The sequence below is a fragment of the Rhizobium sp. BK661 genome, assembly GCF_024808825.1.
In the GTDB taxonomy this organism is placed as follows: Bacteria; Pseudomonadota; Alphaproteobacteria; order Rhizobiales; family Rhizobiaceae; genus Rhizobium.
In genome coordinates, this window is the sequence record NZ_JANTYT010000004.1 from 333573 (window position 1) to 352618 (window position 19046).

A 19046-nucleotide genomic window follows, 5' to 3' on the forward strand; every position below is an offset into this window, starting at 1 on the left:
CGAAGCGCACGACGCTACTCGATCGGTGTACTTGCCGGGACGAACGAACCGGCCTGCCACTGCAGCAGGCGGTATGGGTTGTCGGCCAGTTCGTGGCCGGCATTGAAAGCAATTTTCCCGATGACAGTTTCGAAGGCTGTTCCGCCAATGTGCTGGGCGATCGGCCTGTCATCCGCGCCAGCATCGCTGGCCGCCTTCGTCGCGATTTCCACGGCCGCATAGGCAGGCAGCACATAGCCTTCAGGCTCGACACCGCGCGCTCGGAACGAGTCGACCACAGCCTTTGCCTCCGGGCGCGCCGCGTAGTCGGGCAGGGCGACGGCGAGAACGCCATCCGCCAGCGCGAGCGGCTGGTCGGCAGCCTGCATTGCGTCACCACCCAGAATATCGAGGTGGATTTTCTCGGCCGCAGCATCCCGTGCGATGACCGCAACGTCGCTACGGTCTCCACCGACGAAGACCTTAGTCGCCCCGGCCTTCCGAAGCCGTCGCACGAGCGCGACCTGTTGCTCCTGGCCGGGTCGATATGTGTCGGTAAAGACCGGCTTGAGACCCTTTTCCTCGAGCGCATTGCGGATCGCTTCCGTCAGTTCGCGACCATGGATAGTTCCATCCTCGATCAGCGCGATCGGCGCGGCGGCCCACTCGCGCAGGATTACGTCGATGATCTTTTCTGCCTCGGCTCCATCGGCAGGCGCAAGCCGGTAGAGTGGCCAGCCGTTCTTCAGCGCATCTTCCATAAGGATGCGCGAACGCACAGAGACGGTGATCGCCGGGATATTTGCGTCCTTCAGCTTCGGCAGCGCGCCTTCAAGAGTCTCGCTGCAGAGAAAGCCCACGGCAACCTGAACCTTGGCATTGATCAGGGCATCGGCGATCGCTGCACCGCTGTTTTCCGCGCACGTCTCATCGATCGTGACGATCGTGTCGCCGTCCTGCTGGACCTTGGCACTCGCACCGGCGATGATCTGAGCACCAATTGGCGCGAGATTGCCATTCTGCGGCGCTACGATACCAACGATTAGGCCGGCAGCATGGCATTCTCCGGCCGCAAGGAGCAGCATCGGCAGAAGTGCTAGGCCACGCAAAGTATTCATTAAAGATGCCGGTTCCTGTCGTTTGTCTGCTCTTTTATCCGTCCGGCATCGATCGTCAAAGAAAAACGCACAATGAGGAAGCTTTTCGCCCGGCTTTTGTAGAAAACGTAAGAGATCACCTTCATATTAAAGGAAACGACAACCCGGCAATGCCGGATGGAGAATGCATTTGTTGAACAAACAACCGATCGATCCGCGCCTCTACCGGGATGCGATGAGCCGCTTTGGGGGCCATGTGCAACTCGTGACGACGGCAATCGGCGAGGAGCGCCGCGGCGTGACGATCACCGCCGCTTGCTCCGTATCGGATGACCCTGCGACCGTTCTGGTATGCTTGAACAACAGCAATCCGAAGAATGACATTTTCTTCCGGAGCGGCATCTTTGCGTTGAATACGCTGGCGGCGCACCATCAGGCGCTTGCTGATGCCTTTTCCGGCCGCGCCCAACTGACAAACGACCAACGGTTCCAGACGGGCGCCTTCGACAGGCTCGTGACCGGGGCGCCCGTTCTTCGCGATGCGCTTGCCTCCTTCGATTGCCGTGTAAGCGAGATCAAGGAAATGTCGACGCACCACATCATTTTCGGTGAGGTCGTAGCCGTCCGCTACAACGAGGCGAAGCCTGCGCTTGTCTATATGAACCGCGACTATCACACGCTATAACTTCCCGAAATGGGAGGAAACATGTCGGATCAAGCTCATCCGCCGCTGCCGTCGTCGATCGACGAAACGATCGCGATGCTGGGCAATCAGAATTATCTGGCGGGGCGGGCCCTCGGTACGGTCCTTTTCCTGGCCCTGAAAATGAAGCGCCCCCTGTTCCTGGAGGGCGAGGCGGGCGTTGGAAAGACGGAGATCGCCAAGGTCCTGTCGAAGGCCTTGGGACGACCGCTGATCCGCCTGCAGTGCTACGAGGGGCTGGATATCGCCTCAGCCGTCTATGAGTGGAACTATCCGGCGCAGATGCTGGAAATCCGTCTCGCTGAAGCGTCCGGGCTTACCGACAGAAACAGGATCGAATCGGATATCTTTTCCGAGCGTTACCTGATCCGCCGGCCCGTGCTGCAGGCTCTATCCAGCGCGAATGGTCGGGCACCGGTATTCCTCATCGATGAACTCGACCGGACCGATGAGGCCTTCGAGGCCTTTCTGCTAGAGGTTCTTTCCGACTTTCAGGTTACGATCCCTGAGCTTGGCACGATCCGGGCGACCGAACCGCCGATTGTCATCATCACCACGAACCGGACGCGCGAGGTCCACGACGCCCTGAAGAGGCGCTGCCTGTATCATTGGGTTGATTATCCCGATGCTCCGCAGGAACTCGAGATCATTCGCCGGAAGGTGCCGGGCTGCAATGCCGCCCTGTCCGCCCAGATCGTCGCCTATGTGCAGCGGCTTCGGACGCTGGATCTCTTCAAGAATCCGGGGGTTGCCGAGACGATCGATTGGGCGACAGCGCTAACCGAACTCGATCGCCTGGCGCTCGATCCGGAAACGATCTCCGACACCATCGGGACGCTATTGAAGTATCAGGATGATATCGCTCGAATCCAAGGCAGCGACGGTGCGCGGGTGCTCGAAGACATCAAAAGCGAACTGCAGGCGGCTGGGTAACAAATGGATCCGAGAAGCGGGCAGGATGAGATCGTCGCTCCGCCTCCTCCGGTAGGCGGTCGATTCGCCGACAACATCGTTTTCTTTGCTAGAGCGCTCCGCAAGGCCGGCCTGAAGATCGGACCGGCGGCGATCGTCGATGCGATCGAGGCTGTCGAGGTGATCGGCATGGGATCGCGGGAGGAATTTCACGCCGCACTTTCTGCCGTTTTCGTCAAGCGCCACGAAGACAAACCGGTCTTCGACGAGGCGTTCCGCCTCTTCTGGCACTCGCGCGATCTCGTCGCAAAGATGATCGCGATGATGTCGCCCCGTGCGCCGGATACCCGTGACCGTGAAAAGGCGAAACCCGGCGCGAGCCGCGCTGCGGACGCGCTCCTTGGGAACCGAGAGAATGAGAAGCCGCCACGCGATGAACCTGACATCGAGATCGATGCGCGCTTCACCATGTCGGGCAACGAGGTCTTCCGACGTATGGACTTTGCCCAGATGTCCGCGATGGAGATTGCCGCTGCCAAGAAGGCGCTCGGGAAACTGCAGTTACCCCTGGACACGGTACGGACTAGGCGCTTCCGACCGTCGCATGTTCATTCGCGCGTCGATCCCCGCGGGACGATGCGGGCTGCCCTGCGCAGCGGAGCAGGGCTGATTTTGCCGCGCTATCGAGAGATTCGGGAGGTGCAGCCACCGTTGGTGGTTCTCGCCGATATTTCCGGCTCCATGAGCCAGTACACCCGCATTTTTTTGCACTTTCTGCACGTGCTGACGGAGAAGCGCAGGCGGGTTCATACCTTTCTATTCGGCACGCGGCTCACGAACGTCACCCGCCAGATGCGACACAAGGATCCTGACGAGGCGATGGACGAATGCGCCGCCGCCGTCAAGGATTGGTCCGGAGGAACGCGGATCGGCGAAACGCTGCAGGAATTCAATCGGCTGTGGGCTCGGCGCGTGCTCGGGCAGGGCGCTGTCGTTCTTTTGATCACGGACGGCCTGGAACGCGAAGGAACCGATTTGCTCTCGGCTGAGATGGATCGCCTGCACCGTTCCTGCCGGCGATTGATCTGGCTCAATCCTCTGTTGCGTTTCGACGGCTTCGAGCCAAGGGCGCGCGGCGTGCGCGCAATGCTGCCGCATGTTGACGAATTCCGACCGGTCCACAATCTATCATCATTGAACGATCTCGCAGCAGCACTCGGTGCAACCAGGTCGACAACATACGATCCGCGCCGGTACCTCGGAACATTGAAAGGCATCGCATGACGGGGACATCATTTGACCTTGATCCGTTGATGATGGCGGAAGCTTGGAGGAAAGCGGGGCGAGATGTCGCGGTAGCGACGGTAATCGAGACGTGGGGATCGGCCCCGCGGCCCGCCGGCAGCCATTTGGTGGTCGACCGCGACGGCAATTTCGAAGGGTCTGTTTCAGGAGGATGTGTCGAAGGCGCTGTCATCGCTGAGGCCCTGGACGTTATTGCCGAGGGCAAGGCGAAGATGCTCGAGTTCGGCGTCGCTGACGAGACCGCGTGGCGCGTCGGCCTTTCCTGTGGCGGCCGGATCCGGGTCTACGTCGAAAGGCTCGATTGATGGATGCCACAAATCTTGGACAGCTCAACGATGCGCGCCGGGCGCGCCGGGCCGCCATCCTGCTCACCGACCTCGAGACCGGCGACGATAGCGTCGTCCTCGAGGGGGATTCCGTCTCCCCTTCCTTTGGACTGGCCATCGAGGCTGCTTTTCGTTCGGGAAGGTCGACGTCGATCGAGGCCGATGGCCGCCGCTACTTTCTAAACGTGCATCTGCCACCGGCGCATATCGTCGTTATCGGCGCGGTACACATCAGCCAGATTCTGGCACAGATGGCATCTCTCGCCGGCTTCGATGTCCGGATTATCGATCCACGAACGGCTTTCGCCACGCCCGAACGGTTCCTCGGCATCGATTTGACCGCTGATTGGCCGGTGGACGCGCTCAAGGAGCGTCCGCTGGATGCCTATACGGCGCTTGTTGCCGTCACGCATGACCCGAAGATCGATGATTTTCCGATCACCGAGGCGTTGCGAATTGGCTGTTTCTACGTCGGTGCGCTCGGCAGTCGCAAGACGCACGCGGCTCGCCTGGGAAGACTGCGTGCCGAGGGCGTGGACGAGGCTGCACTTGCCAGGATCAGCGGACCCATTGGGCTCAATATCGGTGCAGCGAGCCCGGCGGAAATTGCGGTCGCCATTCTCGCTGAGATCGTCCATACGCTGCGGACCCGCGAAATATCACCTACCGGTGATAACAAATGAAATTCGGATCGTTTTCCATCGACGTTGCCGAAGGCGTGATTCTCGCCCATGCGGTGAAGCTTGCAGGCGGCAACCTGCCCAAGGGGCACAAGATCGAATCTGCCGACATTGAGCGGCTGATCGGCGAGGGTATCGAGCATGTGATCGCGGCACGCATCGAGCCCGGCGACATCGGTGAGGATGAGGCGGCAGGGCGACTTGCGGGAGCCGTCGCTCCTGATCACCTGCGCTTCTCGGAAGCGTCCACCGGGCGCGTGAATGTGTACTCGACCGTGGACGGCCTGTTCGTCGCGAACCGAAGCACCGTTGATCGGCTGAACAGGATCGATCCCGCCATCACGCTTGCCTGCCTGAATGACCACGTACCCGTCCGCAACGGGGACATGGTCGCAACGTTCAAGATCATTCCGCTCGCTGTTTCGGGCGCTAAGCTTGACATGGCCTGCGAAGTGCTGCGGGCCACATCCGCTTTCGAGGTCAAGCCCTTTGCCAGCCGATCGGTGTCATTGATCGCAACGGTACTGCCTTCGCTCAAGCCCACGGTGATGGACAAGACTGCGCGCGTGCTTTCTCGCCGGCTTACCGCATCCGGAAGTCAGCTTGTCAGAGAGGCACGGGTTGCGCACGATGTGGAGCCGGTCGCCGAGGCACTTCGGACAGCATCACGCTTGCCCGACGCCGCGGCGAAACTAATCATTCTTTTCGGTGCGTCTGCGGTCATTGATGATGAAGACGTGATTCCCGAAGCGATTCGACGGGCGGGAGGTGAGGTGGTGCAGGTTGGCATGCCTGTCGATCCAGGCAACTTGCTCGTGCTCGGACGTATAGGCGATGTGCCGGTGATCGGCGCGCCAGGTTGTGCACGCAGCCCCAAAGAGAATGGCTTTGACTGGGTGCTCGATCGGATCCTCGCGGGTGAGAAGCCGAGTGCGCTCGATATCAGCGGCATGGGCGTAGGAGGTCTCCTGATGGAAATCCAAGCACGGCCACGCCTGCGTGAAGCGGAAGCGCAAACGGCCCCGGCCGGCGAGGTCGTGATCGTGGTTCTCGCTGCTGGCAAGGCCAGCCGGATGGGCGAGGGCGGGCCGCACAAGTTGCTCGCTGAGTTTGATGGGGTGCCGCTCATTCGGAGATCCGTCATGACGGCGATCGGCAGTCAGGCATCGTCTGTCGTCGTAGTGACCGGCCACCGGAAGGACGCTCTGGAAGCGGCTGTATCCGGATTGAACATCACGACTGTTCACAATCCGGACTACGCCTCCGGTATGGCCTCGTCGCTCGCGACCGGATTTTCCGTCGAACAAGCGCGGAGCGCGGATGGTATCTTGGTCATGCTCGCTGATATGCCGGGTGTTTCCACTGGTGATCTCGATGCGCTAATCGGAGCATTCCGGCAATCGAGCGGCCAATCGATTATCCGGGCCGTGTCGGGCGGCAAGCGCGGCAATCCGGTGGTTCTGCCCAAATCGCTGTTCGATGCCGTCCTGAGGCTGGAAGGTGACGTTGGGGCCCGGCACATCATCGAAACCTCGGGAGTGCCTGTGGTCGATGTCGACATAGGGGACGCGGCGCATCTGGACGTGGATACGCCAGAGGCCGTGATCTCCGCCGGCGGAATTTTGAAGGGTTGAGGAATGGATTCGGCGGCGATCGAAGAGATGTTTCAAGGGCTTGGCCCCGTTACCATCAAGCGGATGTTCGGTGGCAAGGGCATCTATCATATGGGCCGGATCGTTGCGGTCGAGGTGCGCGGAGAAATGCTGCTCAAGGCCGACGAGCGGAGTGCTTCCGAGTTCGCGGCAGCGGGAGCCACGCAATGGGCCTATGAAGGGAAGAAGGGAAGCCCTGTGAAAATGCCATATTGGTCGATCCCGGACGATGCCTATGATGACCCTGATCTCATGGCGCGATGGGTACGGCTTGCCTATGAAGCGGCGCTCCGTGCGGAATAAGTCTTAGAGAAATTCGTCCGCGTTCAGCCGCTCCATGGCAGCGGTTGCAAAGGCGGAAAGCGGCCGCGGGAGGTCGGCACGACCGAACCACCCGAAGTCCGAGAGCTTTTCCGGCTCAGTAAGCTGCGGTTCGCCGTCAAATTCGGACGCGATGTAGAGCAGAGAAACCCAATGCTGCTCGTCTGTCGTACTGATAACTTCGGCAGGGCCGAGGAGATTGATACGGCCGATCGAAAGTCCCGTTTCTTCTTCCGCTTCCCGGCGCGCCGCTTGCTCGGCCGGTTCCATATGATCCACCTTGCCGCCCACGATACTCCAGTGGCCGGCCTCAGGGGCCCGAATACGCTTGTAAAGTAGGATCTTGCGATCCCGCAAGATCACCAGGCCAACGCCGACGCCCGGAAAATCGATGCCCGGCGTACCCATGGGCTCGTCAGATCTTGGCGTTTGCCGTGATCAGCATGAAGGCGGGAATCTCATCGCCGAAGCCGACAGGTGTCGGGCCGTCATCGTGGTCACGGTAGCGCCGGCGGTCGCGATTGTCATCGTTTGCCGGATAAGGACGAGCGGCGCGCGTGTTGTGGTGCGGCTTGTTTTGTTCTGCTTTGCGCTCTTGCTTCACGCTTTCGACCTTTGCTGGTGCTGCTGTTTCCATCGTCTCGACGTCATTATCTGCGACGGCGATATCAGATTTATGACCTCCACGGCCCTTGCCGCGACCGCGGTCCTTGTCCCGGCCCTTGCGGCGCGAACGATCGTCGTCACGGCTCGGCTCGGGAGGGGGCAAGGCGGTGAGGTCACCGTTCAACCACTCGACCTTCTCGCCGATAAGTTTTTCGATCGAGTCGGCATGTTTCTGGTCATGGCGGGTGACGATGGTGAATGCAGCGCCGGAACGGCCTGCGCGGCCAGTGCGGCCGATGCGATGCACATAATCCTCGGAATGGATCGGAACATCGAAGTTGAAAACGTGGCTGACGTCAGGAATGTCGAGACCGCGGGCGGCGACATCGGAAGCCACGAGAAGCTGGAGGTTGCCATCCTTGAAGTTCTGCAGCATGGCCATGCGCGAGCGCTGGTCCATGTCGCCGTGTAGGGCGCCGGCGGAAAAGCCGTGGCGGTCCAGCGAACGGAAGAGCTCGGAAACATCCTTCTTGCGGTTGCAGAAGATGATTGCGTTCTTGAGATCGCTCTGTGCCTTGACGAGATCGCGAAGGACAGCACGCTTTTCGTAGTCCTTGCCATGCGAGGCGACGAAGCGCTGCGTCACGGTCTTCGCCGTCGACGCCGGCTTGGCGACCTCGATGCGCTCCGGATTTTGCAGGAAGCGATCGGCGAGCTTCTGGATTTCAGGCGGCATGGTGGCCGAGAAAAACAGCGTCTGGCGGGTAAACGGAATGAGTTTGGCAATGCGCTCGATATCGGGGATGAAGCCCATGTCGAGCATGCGGTCAGCTTCGTCGATGACGAGAATTTCAACGCCGCTCATCAAGAGCTTGCCACGCTCAAAGTGGTCGAGCAGGCGGCCGGGGGTGCAGATTAGAACGTCGGCACCGCGCTCAAGCTTGCGGTCCTGATCTTCGAAGGAAACACCGCCGATCAAGAGGGCGACGTTCAGACGATGATTCTTGCCATACTTTTCGAAGTTTTCGGCAACCTGCGCAGCTAGCTCGCGGGTCGGCTCCAAGATGAGCGTACGCGGCATACGTGCACGGGCACGGCCCTTTTCCAGCAGCGACAGCATCGGCAGAACGAACGACGCGGTCTTGCCGGTTCCGGTCTGCGCAATTCCGCAAATATCGCGACGTTCGAGCGCAAACGGGATCGCGCCAGCCTGGATGGGGGTTGGCGTCGTATAGCCCGCGTCGGTCACAGCGGAAAGCACTTTTTGGCTCAAGCCAAGATCAGCAAATGTCGTCAAAGGGAAAACTGTTTCCGTTCCGGTTCGGCCGCACTCTGATTGAGTCGGCGTGATTGCATGCCGCAATGCAGCGCGACATAAGCCGAAACTGTCCTTAAGTCAAGGAATACAGGCCTTGCAACCAGTGCAGAGGTAAAGACGTGGTTAGCGCGCGTAGTTACTTCATGTAACTGGCAAGCTTCAAGCCGGCATTCATGAAGTAAATGGGGTCGATGGCACGACCATTCTGGCGGACTTCGTAGTGCAAATGCGTGCCAGTGGACCTGCCGGTGCTGCCGGCCAGGCCGATCACGTCGTCGCGGTCAACCCTGTCGCCAATTTTCGCAAGAATTTCAGACATATGGCCGTAGCGCGTGGAAATGCCATTGCCATGGTCCACTTCGACCATGTTGCCATAACCACCCGTCCAGCCAGCCGCGATCACCTTGCCGGGCGCTGTCGGGCGCACTTTCTCGCCGGGCGTAAAGCGGAAGTCGATGCCCGAGTGCAGCGCCAGGCGCCCAAGGAACGGATCACGCCTGTTACCGAACGAACTCGTAATCTCCTTGCCAACTGCAGGGTTCTGGAACGGCAGCGATTCGGCGGTGCTTCGTACCGTCTCCAGGCGGGTGAGGGCATCATCGAGTTGCGTAAGCGAACTGTCGAAATCATCGGCGCTTTCGGGTTCAACATAGGGGCCGCCGACGGCGCTGTCGTCTTGTTTTGCGCGTTCTGCCGGCACCGAAATGCGGAAGCGCGTCAAGACCTTGGATATGGCATCGGCTGTACCGCCGGCATCGCTCGTCAGTTGGGCGATGCGATTGCGCTGCTTCTGTTCAATGTCCTTCAGCGACAGCGTCACTTTGGAGAAAACGCGATCGGCGCGATCGCCGACAGTCTCGTGCGCCGGGACATCTGTGGGCGAGGCATTGTCGGTCGTCACGTCGGCCGGTTCGTCAGCGCCAGCAAGTTCGTTTTCGATCGCCTGAACGGCACCCGAAAGCGACGCACGCTTGTTCTTCACCTCGGGAGCATACGACTGCAGCGGTGTCGTTTCTTTGCCGCCCAGCCCGGAATTTTCAGCGCGATCCAAGAGGGAGCCCAACTTGCCGTGGCGTGACGTCAGGGCCAGTTGCTGCTCCATCAGCTTGTCTACCTTGTCTTCGACAACTTGCTGATCAAGCAATTGACGCGACGTGACACGATCCACTTGAGCACGCAGAGCGGCGATCCGGTCTTCGTAATCATGTTGCATACGCGCCTGCCTGGCCATCGTCGCGCCGATCAGGTCGTCACGCAGGACGAGGTAGGAGGTGGCCAGCAGATAGCCGATCGAGAAGACGCCAACAAAACAGAAGGCGAGTGCTGCCATCCACGGCCGGACCGTCAGGTGACGGACCCGATCGCCGCTCGCCAGGATCAGGATATGCTCTTGTTTTCTTTGGCCGAATACGCGGCTCTGCTGTGCATGCGTCACGGAGAATCTCCCAATTGACGGCCAATGCCTCAATTGCCTTAATTACGCATGACTATGGTTAATATTTACTTAGGTCAGCATTGCTGTCGCTGCAGATCAGGCGTTGCTAGTCGATGTCAGCGAGCGGTAGAAGGACGGCGTCAGGCCCGCCTCGGCCCGCGCAATGTCGTTGAAGGGCGGCTTCAACGGACCGCGAAAATTCGCGCGCACCAATTCGTGGAACGTGCGAGCCGGATCCCGCCTTTCGCGCGCGCAGAGGAAGCGGAACCATTTGGCGCCAATGGCAACATGACCCTTCTCGTCATTGTAGATGACATCGAGCACGGCCGCACTCTCCATGTCCCCAGTCTCGCGCATCTTGGCCTGCAACGAAGGCGTCACGTCCAGGCCCCGCGCCTCCAGGATCAGCGGAACAACGGCAAGCCGCGCCGTCAGGTCATTCCGGGTCGAATGCGCGGCCTGCCACAGGCCATCGTGGGCGGGCAGATCGCCATAATCCGCGCCGAGGTCGTTCAGGCGGGCGCGCACCATGCGGAAATGCTTCGCTTCCTCAAAGGCAACCTGCATCCAGCCGTCGAAGAATGAGTTCGGCACCGGTTCGGTCGCGAATCGCGCCACGATATCAAGTGCGAGGTCGACAGCGTTAAGCTCGATATGGGCGATTGCATGGAGCAGCGCAATGCGTCCCTTCACTGTGTGCAGGGAGCGCCGTTCGACCTGCGTCGGCGGTATTAACTCCGGCTTATCGGGGCGGCCTGGCCTATCGGGCAGCGACGCGTCGAGCGGCGAACGCAGCGACAAGGTCCGGCCAAACCATCGCGTGGCAGTCTCTTGGGCAAGGGCAGTCTTCTCGTCGAGATCGGTCGCTCGGATGGCGTCAATCGCTCCGCCGCGCAACGATGTGATGGAGCGATGCGTCATCGTGAGAGGTTTTGCACTGCTGCAAGCACGATTTCAGCGTGACCGGACACCTTCACCTTCTGCCAGATCGTGCCGATCGTCCCGTCGTCGCGAACGAGAAACGTGGTGCGTTCTACACCCATGAAATTGCGGCCGTACATGGTCTTCTGCTTCCACACGCCATAGGCCTTAAGCGTCGTCTTCTCTTCGTCGGACGCCAAGACAACCGAAAGATTGTGTTTCTTGATGAAGCGATCATGACATTTGACCGAATCGGGAGACATGCCGATGACTGCGGCGCCGGCTTTTTCAAAGTCGTCGGCCAGTGCCGTGAAGGCGAGCGATTCCGCCGTACATCCCGTCGTGTCGTCCTTGGGATAAAAGAAAAGCACCAGCGGCTTACCACGGAATTCACCGAGCGAAACACGGCCTCCGCCGTCTCGCGGAAGATCAAAGTCCGGCGCTGCGGTGCCGATGCTTATATCCGCCATGGAGAAACCTTTCTTTTGCCGAGTTTGTGGATAACAGGTGATTTGCCAGATATATATTGGACGAACAATCGTCCAGCCAGTCTGGTCCAGACCACAAAATAAGGAGTTAGGCGAGGCGCATGTCGGCGATCCGCGGCGAAAAAATTAGATTCCGCAAGAAAGATATCGTCGCACTGCATGAGCTTCCCTCCGCGCAGGCCGAGGATCCCATCATTGTCAGCTGCCCGCCGTCGCGTTCGCGCATGCGCCGAACCGCGGGCGTCACTGGTGGTTGCGTTGCCGTTATCCTTTTCGTGCTCGCGGCGATCGCCTTCGCGGTGGAAAGCGGCATGTTCGACGCACTGCTTTCGCGACAGGCGCAGGTTGCATTGAACTCCGCCATCGGACCCCGCTATCGAGCGGAGGTCGGTTCGACCGTCATTCGCTTTACATCAAACCTGCGGCTTGCGCTCGAGGCGCGCGACGTCAGCATGATCGACGAGAAGAGCGGACAGCACCTATCGACAACGCATGCGATGCGCATCGCGCTTGACCCGCTGCAACTCTTCCGTGGCCGCATCGCGATTGCGCAGATCGAGGCGCAGGATATAGCGCTCGACACAGCGCTGCTGCCATCCGGAAAGCCGCTCAAGCTCGACGATGTTCGCGTCGACCAGATTCCCGCTGCGATGGAAGCCGCGTTCGCTCAGCTCGATATGGTCGACGGTTTTGTCGAGCGGGGCGGAACACGGTCGGTAAAGCTCTCGGGCATCGACATCAAGCTTGCCGATACTGCAAACGGTCCGCTTTCGATCGTGGTCAACAACGTGGCTTTCTCACGAACACGCCAGGGGGCACTGGCGCTTGATGGCGAGGTCGCGATCAACGGCAAAGCAGCAACGCTTAGCATCCTCACCGAAAGGACTGATGGACGCACCTCGAAACTGACCGGCCAGGTCGCGGGCGTCGATCTGGGGCCGTTCACGCTGAAGCGGAACGTTCAGGGTCAGATTCGACAAGGCATCGATGCCGCCAGTGATCTGACGATCTCTGCCGTTCGCGCCGGCGATCAAGAGCCGCCGGCGCTCGCTGCCGCAATCGAACTGAAGCCGGGACAGTTCTACATGGACGGCGACGAGCAAGAACTGAACGGCGGTCGCATCAATCTCGCCTATGATTTCTCCAAGCAGACGCTCGAGATTGCAAAGTCGCGCGTTCAGTTCGGCGCCACATCCGTGCCGCTCAGCGGCGCCCTTATCGATCTGGACAAAGTCGATGCGTCGGCAGGAAAGGGCTTCGGGATTGATCTCCTTGTCAGCGGCGGCACCGCGGCGCCGTCAGGGTCCGGCGAGCAACCTCTCGCCTTCGACATCCAGGCGACGGGTCGCTACCTCGTTGCCAGCCGTGAGCTCCAATTTCCAAACATGCGGGTTTCAAGCCCGGCCGGCGGTCTCTTTGGCTCGCTCCATGTCCGTCTCGCAGATGTGTCACCGGAGATCAGTTTTGCTGGTCAGTCACAGCAGCTGCAGACCACGGCGGTCAAACAGCTATGGCCGTTCTGGATGGCGTCGAAGGGTCGCGAATGGGTCCTTCGCAACCTCTTCGGGGGCACAGTTACCGACGCATCAATCTCTGTCTTCATTCCGTTCGGACGTCTTGATGAGGCGGTCGGCAAGGGGCTGAAACTCAATAAGGACCAGATCCGCATTGCGTTCGATATCGCCGATACGCGGATGAACGTCGCCGGTGACATCCCGCCGATACGCGATACGAGTGCTCACTTTGATCTCAGCGGTCCGCGCGCAACAATCTCCATCAAGGGCGGGACTGCATTCTTCCCTTCGGGACGATCTGTCAACGTCGGCGAGGGTACGTTTGTCATGCCGTCGACCTATGACAAGCCCCTCATGGCCGAGATCAATCTTCCCGTTTCCGGCGCGGCGGACGCCGTCGGCGAACTGCTGACCTACAAGCCGATCCAAGTACTCCAACGCGCTGGTTTCGTGCCTGAGGACCTCAAAGGCAAGGTGTCGGCAAAGGTGCAGGCACGCATCGGGCTGATCTCGTCCCAGAATCCTCCGCCGGCCGAGTGGAAGGCTGTGCTGCAGCTGCAGGATCTCGATATTGCCAAGCCAATTTCTGGCCGCAAGATCACCGGTCTCGACGGGGTTCTGAACGCCGACCCGAAACAGGTAAGCGTTGACGGCAAAGGGCTGATTGACGGGATTCCCGCTGGCATCAAACTCGTTGAGCCGACCGACAAATCGTCGGACGTCCAACCGCAACAAACCATCACAGCCACGCTCAACAACGACCAGCGTGAAAAAGTGCTACCCGGCCTCAACGACATCATCGATGGCAGCATCGATGTCGAGCTCAATCGTATCGATCAGGACCGGCAGGCGGTGTCGGTCGACCTTGGAAGGGCACGGCTGTCTCTTCCATGGATCGGCTGGTCGAAAGGAGCCGGAATCGGCGCGACGGCGACATTCGAGGCATCTGGCCCCGCCGACAATACTGAGTTGAAAAACTTCGTCCTCAAGGGGGATGGATTCGGGGCGAACGGCTCCCTTGTCATCGGCAAGGGCAACCTCATGAAAGCGGATTTCGACAGCGTCAAACTGTCGTCGCTCGATGATTTTGCGGTGTCGGTGAAGAGGAACAAGGGAGGGCTTGATGTCTCCGTATCCGGCGACAGCGCCGATGCGCGCCCGATCATCGCCCGGGTAAAGTCCGCCGGCGGCGGGGGCGGTGACTCCGATCGCAGCGGCAGCGTATCCGTCCGTGCCAAGCTCGGCCGCATCATCGGCTTCAATGACGAGAAGATGCGGAATGCCGACATGCTGTACGTTTCCGCCGATGGTCGGCTGCAATCGTTGAACTTCACCGGCGTCACCGACAGCGGCGAGGCGTTCGTAGCCCAGACGAAGGGCAATGGCGTTATCAACGTCACCAGCGGGGATGCCGGCTCGGTTTCGCGCTTCGCCGACCTCTATCAGCACATGATGGGTGGCTTGCTCAACATGCAGATCCGCCTTGGCGCTGGAGATCGCTGGGATGGCTCGATCGACATCAGGCGCTTCTCCCTGGTCAATGAGCAGCGTCTGCATTCAATTGTGTCGACGCCCGTCGGTCAGGAGCAACGAAGCCTGAATTCGGCGGTCAAGCGGAACATCGATACCTCCGCACAGCGGTTCCAGCGCGGTTTTGCCAGAATTGTTTCGCAGAACGGCGTGATCGGCATTGAGAACGGTGTTGTGCGTGGAGATCAGGTCGGCGCTGTATTCCAAGGCACGGTACGCGACCAGCGCGGCAATATGGACATGACCGGCACTTTCATGCCTGCGTACGGGCTCAATCGCCTGTTCGCCGAGTTGCCGTTAATCGGATTCATCCTCGGCAATGGCACGGATCGCGGCCTGATCGGCATTACCTTCAAGCTGACGGGCAAACTGGAATCCCCGGCTCTCATCATCAATCCGCTGTCGATCATTGCGCCTGGCGTCTTCCGCAACATCTTTGAATTCCAATAGGCACAAAAAAGCCGGCTCGAGGCCGGCTTTCGGTTTCCGATGTCGTCCGTGTTATGCGGCGCGGCGGATCAGAATGTGCTTCTTCTTGCCAAGCGAAAGCTTGATGACGCCATCGGCGGTAACTTCGCCACTGCCGATCACCTTGCGCTCATCACTGACGGCCTGGTCGTTGATACGTACGGCACCGCCCTGAACATGGCGGCGCGCCTCACCATTCGAAGCAGCAAGGCCAGCGCGGACGATCAGCGACAGAAGGCCGATGCCGCCGTCGAGTTCGGCAGCCGGTACGTCGACAGACGGAAGGTTTTCTGCAAGGCCGCCTTCCTCGAACGTCTTGCGGGCGGTTTCGGCAGCTTGTTCAGCGGCTGCACGGCCGTGCAGGATGGCGGTGACTTCCGTGGCGAGGATCTTCTTGACCTCGTTGATCTCGGAGCCGGCGAGCGCCGAAAGTCGTGCGATTTCGTCCATCGGTAGGGTTGTGTAGAGCTTTAGGAAGCGCGAAACGTCGGCATCCTCTGTATTGCGCCAGTACTGCCAGAAGTCATAGGCCGACAGCATGTCTGCGTTGAGCCAGACAGCGCCGGTGGCAGACTTGCCCATCTTCGCACCTGACGCGGTCGTCAGCAGCGGCGAGGTGAGGGCGTAGAGCTGCGGCGTCCCCATGCGGTGACCGAGATCGATGCCATTGACGATGTTGCCCCACTGGTCCGAACCACCCATCTGCAGACGGCAGTCGTAACGCTTCGCCAATTCGACGAAGTCGTAGGCCTGCAGGATCATGTAGTTGAATTCGAGGAACGACAGCGACTGTTCGCGATCGAGGCGCGTCTTGACGCTATCGAAAGCTAGCATGCGGTTGACCGAGAAGTGCCGGCCAACATCGCGCAGGAATTCAAGGTAGTTGAGAGATCTCAGCCATTCGGCATTGTTGATCATCAACGCGTCCTTCGCCTCTTCGCCGTAGGTCAGGTAATTCGAGAAGACGCGCTTGATCGAAGCGATGTTGCTCTCGATCGTATCGACGGTCATCAGCTGCCGCGCCTCCTCCTTGAAGGAGGGGTCGCCGACCATGCCGGTGCCGCCGCCCATCAGCGAAATGGCGCGATGGCCCGTCGCCTGCATCCAGTGCAGCATCATGATCTGGATCAGCGAGCCAGCATGCAGGCTAGGCGCGGTCGGGTCAAAGCCGATATAGGCTGTTACCGTTTCCTTGGCGAAGAGTTCGTCGAGGCCGGATTCATCGGAAATTTGATGAATGAAGCCGCGCTCTTTCAGCGTGCGGAGGAAATCGGATTTGAACTCGGACATGACCTTTTGCTCTCGGATGCGGATTTTCGGATTGGCTATTGTCGAAGTGACGCGGCGCGTTTAGCACTGTTTTGCCGAACAGTCACCATTTGGCAGGAATCTTCCAGCGAGGCTCCATGGAGAAGATCAGAACCGCGATCGGTTTGATGAGCGGAACGTCGATGGATGGTATCGATGTGGCGCTGCTGCGCACCGACGGCCGTACCGTCGTCGAACGCGGGCCCTCCCTTGGTGTCCCGTATGAGCCCGCCTTTCGCGACCGGCTGAAGGTTGCGCTGGAGCAGGCGAAAATTATCACGCGGCGTGAGCAGAGACCGGGCGAACTGGCATCAATCGAGCGAGAACTGACGTTGCGTCATGCAATTGCCGTTAGGCAATTTCTGGACGCGAACGCGCTGGATGCATCCGCGATCGACGTCATCGGCTTTCATGGGCAGACGGTGCTGCATCGGCCGGACGAGGCGCTGACGGTCCAGATCGGTGACGGGACGCTGCTCGCCCGCGAGACGGGGATACCTGTCGCCTATGACCTCCGCGCCAATGACATGGTCCACGGCGGTCAGGGCGCACCCCTGGTCCCGGTTTACCACGCGGCGCTTGCTGCTAACGTCGCTGATGCGACCTTGCCGGTCTGCTTCGTCAACATCGGCGGGATTTCCAACCTGACCTATGTCGGTGCTGATGGCATCATCGTCGGATATGATAGCGGGCCGGGCAATACGTTGATCGACCAGTGGGTTGAGACCCATGCGGGGGTGCCGTTCGATCAAGGCGGCATGATTGCCTCGGAGGGACGGGTGATCGACGATCTCGCGGATCGCTATTTGAGCAGCCCGTTCTTTACAGCGGAGAAGCGGCGCTCGCTTGACCGCAACGACTTTCCACCACCTTCAGGCTCGGACGCAGAGCTTGCGGATGGTGCGCGCACCCTTGCGCATGTCGCCGCCGCGTCGATCATCAAGTCCGCGGGTCACCTGCCAGTGATGCCGACGCTGTATATCATCTGCGGAGGTGGGCGCCTCAATCGCGTGCTGATGCAGGATCTGAAGGATCTGGCGCAAAGACGGGGCGCCGAGGTGATTGCAGCGGAAGAAGCGGGGTTCAACGGTGATTCCATGGAGGCGGAAGCCTGGGCTTATCTCGCTGTTCGGTCGCTGGACGGCCTGCCTTTAACATTTCCGGGAACGACGGGAGTTGGTACGCCTGTCAGCGGCGGTGTGGTGGTGAAGCCGTGAGGCAGGTCATTCTGGAGACGCCCCGGCTTGTCGCCGTCATGTGGGAACCCGACGATGCCGGTCTCATTCAGGAGCTTCACTCGACGATCGAGACGACGCGATATCTTTCCGGCGCAGCCCCATGGTCGCGAGAGAAGGCCGACGAGCGACTGCGCAGCTGGTTCGGCGAGCAGGCGCGGGACGGAACGACGAAATACAAGGTTATGAGTCGTGAGGATGGCCGCTTCATCGGTCGCGCGGGCTTTTCGCTGTTCGGCGGCGACAGGCAGGATTTCGAACTCGGGTACTCGCTGAGGCAGCAGGAGTGGGGCAAAGGCTATGCGACGGAGATTGCCAGCCGCCTGATGGACTGGTTTTTCCGGCGGAACTTTGCGCAACAGTTCATCGCATTCACCCATCCTGACAATGCCGCGTCCCAGCATGTCCTGACGAAAATAGGCATGCGAAGCCGCATGCCTATGATCATTGACGGATTGTCCTGTCCGACGTTCGAAATGACCGCCGGGATGCGATCGGCCTAGCGGATGCGCTTGGCGGCCGGCTCAGGCACCAGTTCGCCATTCAGGCGGCGATCGAGGTAATCCTCGCATTCGCCCATCAGCGTCTCGACCTGGCCGTTGAAGAAGTGGTTGGCGCCCGGCACCGTGCGGTGCGTGATCAGGATACCCTTCTGCGTCTTCAGCTTCTCGACGAGGCCGTTCACATCCTTTTCGGGCGCGACCTTGTCGGCTTCGCCGTTGATGATCAGGCCGGACGACGGGCAGGGTGCGAGGAACGAGAAGTCGTAGGTATTCGGCTGCGGCGCAATCGACATGAAGCCTTCGATCTCAGGACGACGCATCAGGAGCTGCATGCCGATCCAGGAGCCGAAGGAATAGCCGGCAACCCAGCATGTCTTCGAATCGGGATGCAAGCTCTGCACCCAGTCGAGGGCCGAGGCCGCATCGGAAAGCTCGCCGGCGCCGTGGTCGAATTCGCCCTGGCTGCGACCGATTCCCCGGAAGTTGAAGCGCAGCGTCGTGAAACCGCGCTTCTGGAACATGTAGAAGAGCTGGTAGACGATCTGGTTGTTCATCGTGCCGCCGAACTGAGGGTGCGGGTGCAGGATGAGGGCAATCGGCGCGCTCTTTTCCTTGGAGGGCTGGTAGCGGCCTTCAAGGCGGCCTGCGGGGCCGTTGAAAATGACTTCGGGCATCGGTACTCCGGCGTTTATTTCTTCGCGTTCACGCTGCGCAGACTTGACGAACGTTGTCAGCTTTTCTAAAA

General features: G+C 60.1%; 18 protein-coding genes. 10 read left to right on the forward strand and 8 right to left on the reverse strand.

All coding sequences use genetic code 11. From position 1 onward, the window contains the following. Positions 1 to 14: 14 nt before the first annotated feature. Complete coding sequence (locus FHX16_RS12295) at positions 15 to 1097, reverse strand: branched-chain amino acid ABC transporter substrate-binding protein (protein WP_183862599.1); 1083 nt, start codon at positions 1095 to 1097, stop codon at positions 15 to 17. A gap of 169 nt (positions 1098 to 1266) precedes the next feature. Here FHX16_RS12295 and FHX16_RS12300 point away from each other — a divergent pair, with 169 nt between their 5' ends. The 7 genes from FHX16_RS12300 to FHX16_RS12330 are packed head-to-tail and all read left to right on the forward strand — an operon-like array spanning position 1267 to position 6957. After that, positions 1267 to 1761, forward strand: a complete 495-nt coding sequence (locus FHX16_RS12300; protein ID WP_183862597.1) for a flavin reductase — start codon at positions 1267 to 1269, stop codon at positions 1759 to 1761. Positions 1762 to 1782: 21 nt separating this feature from the next. Continuing rightward, positions 1783 to 2712, forward strand: a complete 930-nt coding sequence (locus FHX16_RS12305) for a MoxR family ATPase (RefSeq protein WP_183862595.1) — start codon at positions 1783 to 1785, stop codon at positions 2710 to 2712. Between the two features lie 3 nt (positions 2713 to 2715). Then, positions 2716 to 3975, forward strand: coding sequence for a VWA domain-containing protein (locus FHX16_RS12310; protein ID WP_183862593.1), 1260 nt, complete (start codon positions 2716 to 2718; stop codon positions 3973 to 3975). Next, a complete protein-coding gene (locus tag FHX16_RS12315; RefSeq protein ID WP_183862591.1) occupies positions 3972 to 4301 on the forward strand; it encodes an XdhC family protein in 330 nt (109 codons plus the stop codon). Before FHX16_RS12310 ends, FHX16_RS12315 begins: the two co-directional genes overlap by 4 nt. Beyond that, on the forward strand, positions 4301 to 5005 hold the full coding sequence (locus FHX16_RS12320) for an XdhC family protein (RefSeq protein WP_183862589.1): 705 nt from the start codon (positions 4301 to 4303) through the stop codon (positions 5003 to 5005). Before FHX16_RS12315 ends, FHX16_RS12320 begins: the two co-directional genes overlap by 1 nt. Next, positions 5002 to 6636 carry a molybdopterin-binding/glycosyltransferase family 2 protein gene (locus tag FHX16_RS12325; RefSeq protein ID WP_259128539.1) on the forward strand — a complete coding sequence of 545 codons (1635 nt, stop codon included), beginning with the start codon at positions 5002 to 5004 and terminating at the stop codon, positions 6634 to 6636. The genes FHX16_RS12320 and FHX16_RS12325 overlap by 4 nt, the downstream gene beginning before the upstream one ends. 3 nt (positions 6637 to 6639) lie before the next feature. Further along, positions 6640 to 6957 (forward strand): TfoX/Sxy family protein, encoded by a 318-nt coding sequence (locus FHX16_RS12330; protein WP_016554111.1) that lies wholly within the window; start codon positions 6640 to 6642, stop codon positions 6955 to 6957. Between the two features lie 3 nt (positions 6958 to 6960). On the opposite strand, the gene FHX16_RS12335 is transcribed toward FHX16_RS12330, so the two are convergent. The 5 genes from FHX16_RS12335 to FHX16_RS12355 form a co-directional block, all read right to left on the reverse strand. Continuing rightward, on the reverse strand, positions 6961 to 7383 hold the full coding sequence (locus FHX16_RS12335; RefSeq protein ID WP_183862586.1) for an NUDIX domain-containing protein: 423 nt from the start codon (positions 7381 to 7383) through the stop codon (positions 6961 to 6963). A gap of 7 nt (positions 7384 to 7390) precedes the next feature. Continuing rightward, a complete protein-coding gene (locus FHX16_RS12340; protein WP_114712783.1) occupies positions 7391 to 8878 on the reverse strand; it encodes a DEAD/DEAH box helicase in 1488 nt (495 codons plus the stop codon). A gap of 157 nt (positions 8879 to 9035) precedes the next feature. Next, a complete protein-coding gene (locus FHX16_RS12345) occupies positions 9036 to 10334 on the reverse strand; it encodes a M23 family metallopeptidase (RefSeq protein WP_183757434.1) in 1299 nt (432 codons plus the stop codon). 96 nt (positions 10335 to 10430) lie between these two features. After that, positions 10431 to 11255, reverse strand: coding sequence for a ferritin-like domain-containing protein (locus FHX16_RS12350; protein ID WP_183862584.1), 825 nt, complete (start codon positions 11253 to 11255; stop codon positions 10431 to 10433). Then, a complete protein-coding gene (locus FHX16_RS12355) occupies positions 11252 to 11725 on the reverse strand; it encodes a peroxiredoxin (RefSeq protein ID WP_183862581.1) in 474 nt (157 codons plus the stop codon). The genes FHX16_RS12350 and FHX16_RS12355 overlap by 4 nt, the downstream gene beginning before the upstream one ends. Positions 11726 to 11844: 119 nt before the next feature. Here FHX16_RS12355 and FHX16_RS12360 point away from each other — a divergent pair, with 119 nt between their 5' ends. After that, positions 11845 to 15237, forward strand: coding sequence for a DUF3971 domain-containing protein (locus tag FHX16_RS12360; protein ID WP_259128551.1), 3393 nt, complete (start codon positions 11845 to 11847; stop codon positions 15235 to 15237). A 51-nt stretch (positions 15238 to 15288) separates the two neighbouring features. Here the strand turns inward: FHX16_RS12360 and tyrS are convergent, their stop codons facing one another. Next, a complete protein-coding gene (gene tyrS / locus FHX16_RS12365) occupies positions 15289 to 16545 on the reverse strand; it encodes a tyrosine--tRNA ligase (RefSeq protein ID WP_183862577.1) in 1257 nt (418 codons plus the stop codon). A 116-nt stretch (positions 16546 to 16661) separates the two neighbouring features. Here tyrS and FHX16_RS12370 point away from each other — a divergent pair, with 116 nt between their 5' ends. Beyond that, positions 16662 to 17780: an anhydro-N-acetylmuramic acid kinase gene (locus FHX16_RS12370; RefSeq protein ID WP_183862575.1), complete on the forward strand. Its 1119-nt coding sequence runs from the start codon at positions 16662 to 16664 to the stop codon at positions 17778 to 17780. Positions 17781 to 17818: 38 nt separating this feature from the next. Beyond that, on the forward strand, positions 17819 to 18301 hold the full coding sequence (locus FHX16_RS12375; protein WP_183863012.1) for a GNAT family N-acetyltransferase: 483 nt from the start codon (positions 17819 to 17821) through the stop codon (positions 18299 to 18301). Here FHX16_RS12375 and FHX16_RS12380 read toward each other — a convergent pair. After that, positions 18298 to 18975: an alpha/beta hydrolase gene (locus FHX16_RS12380; RefSeq protein ID WP_016554101.1), complete on the reverse strand. Its 678-nt coding sequence runs from the start codon at positions 18973 to 18975 to the stop codon at positions 18298 to 18300. The two genes, FHX16_RS12375 and FHX16_RS12380, sit on opposite strands and share 4 nt — an antisense overlap. Between the last annotated feature and the right edge of the window lie 71 nt (positions 18976 to 19046).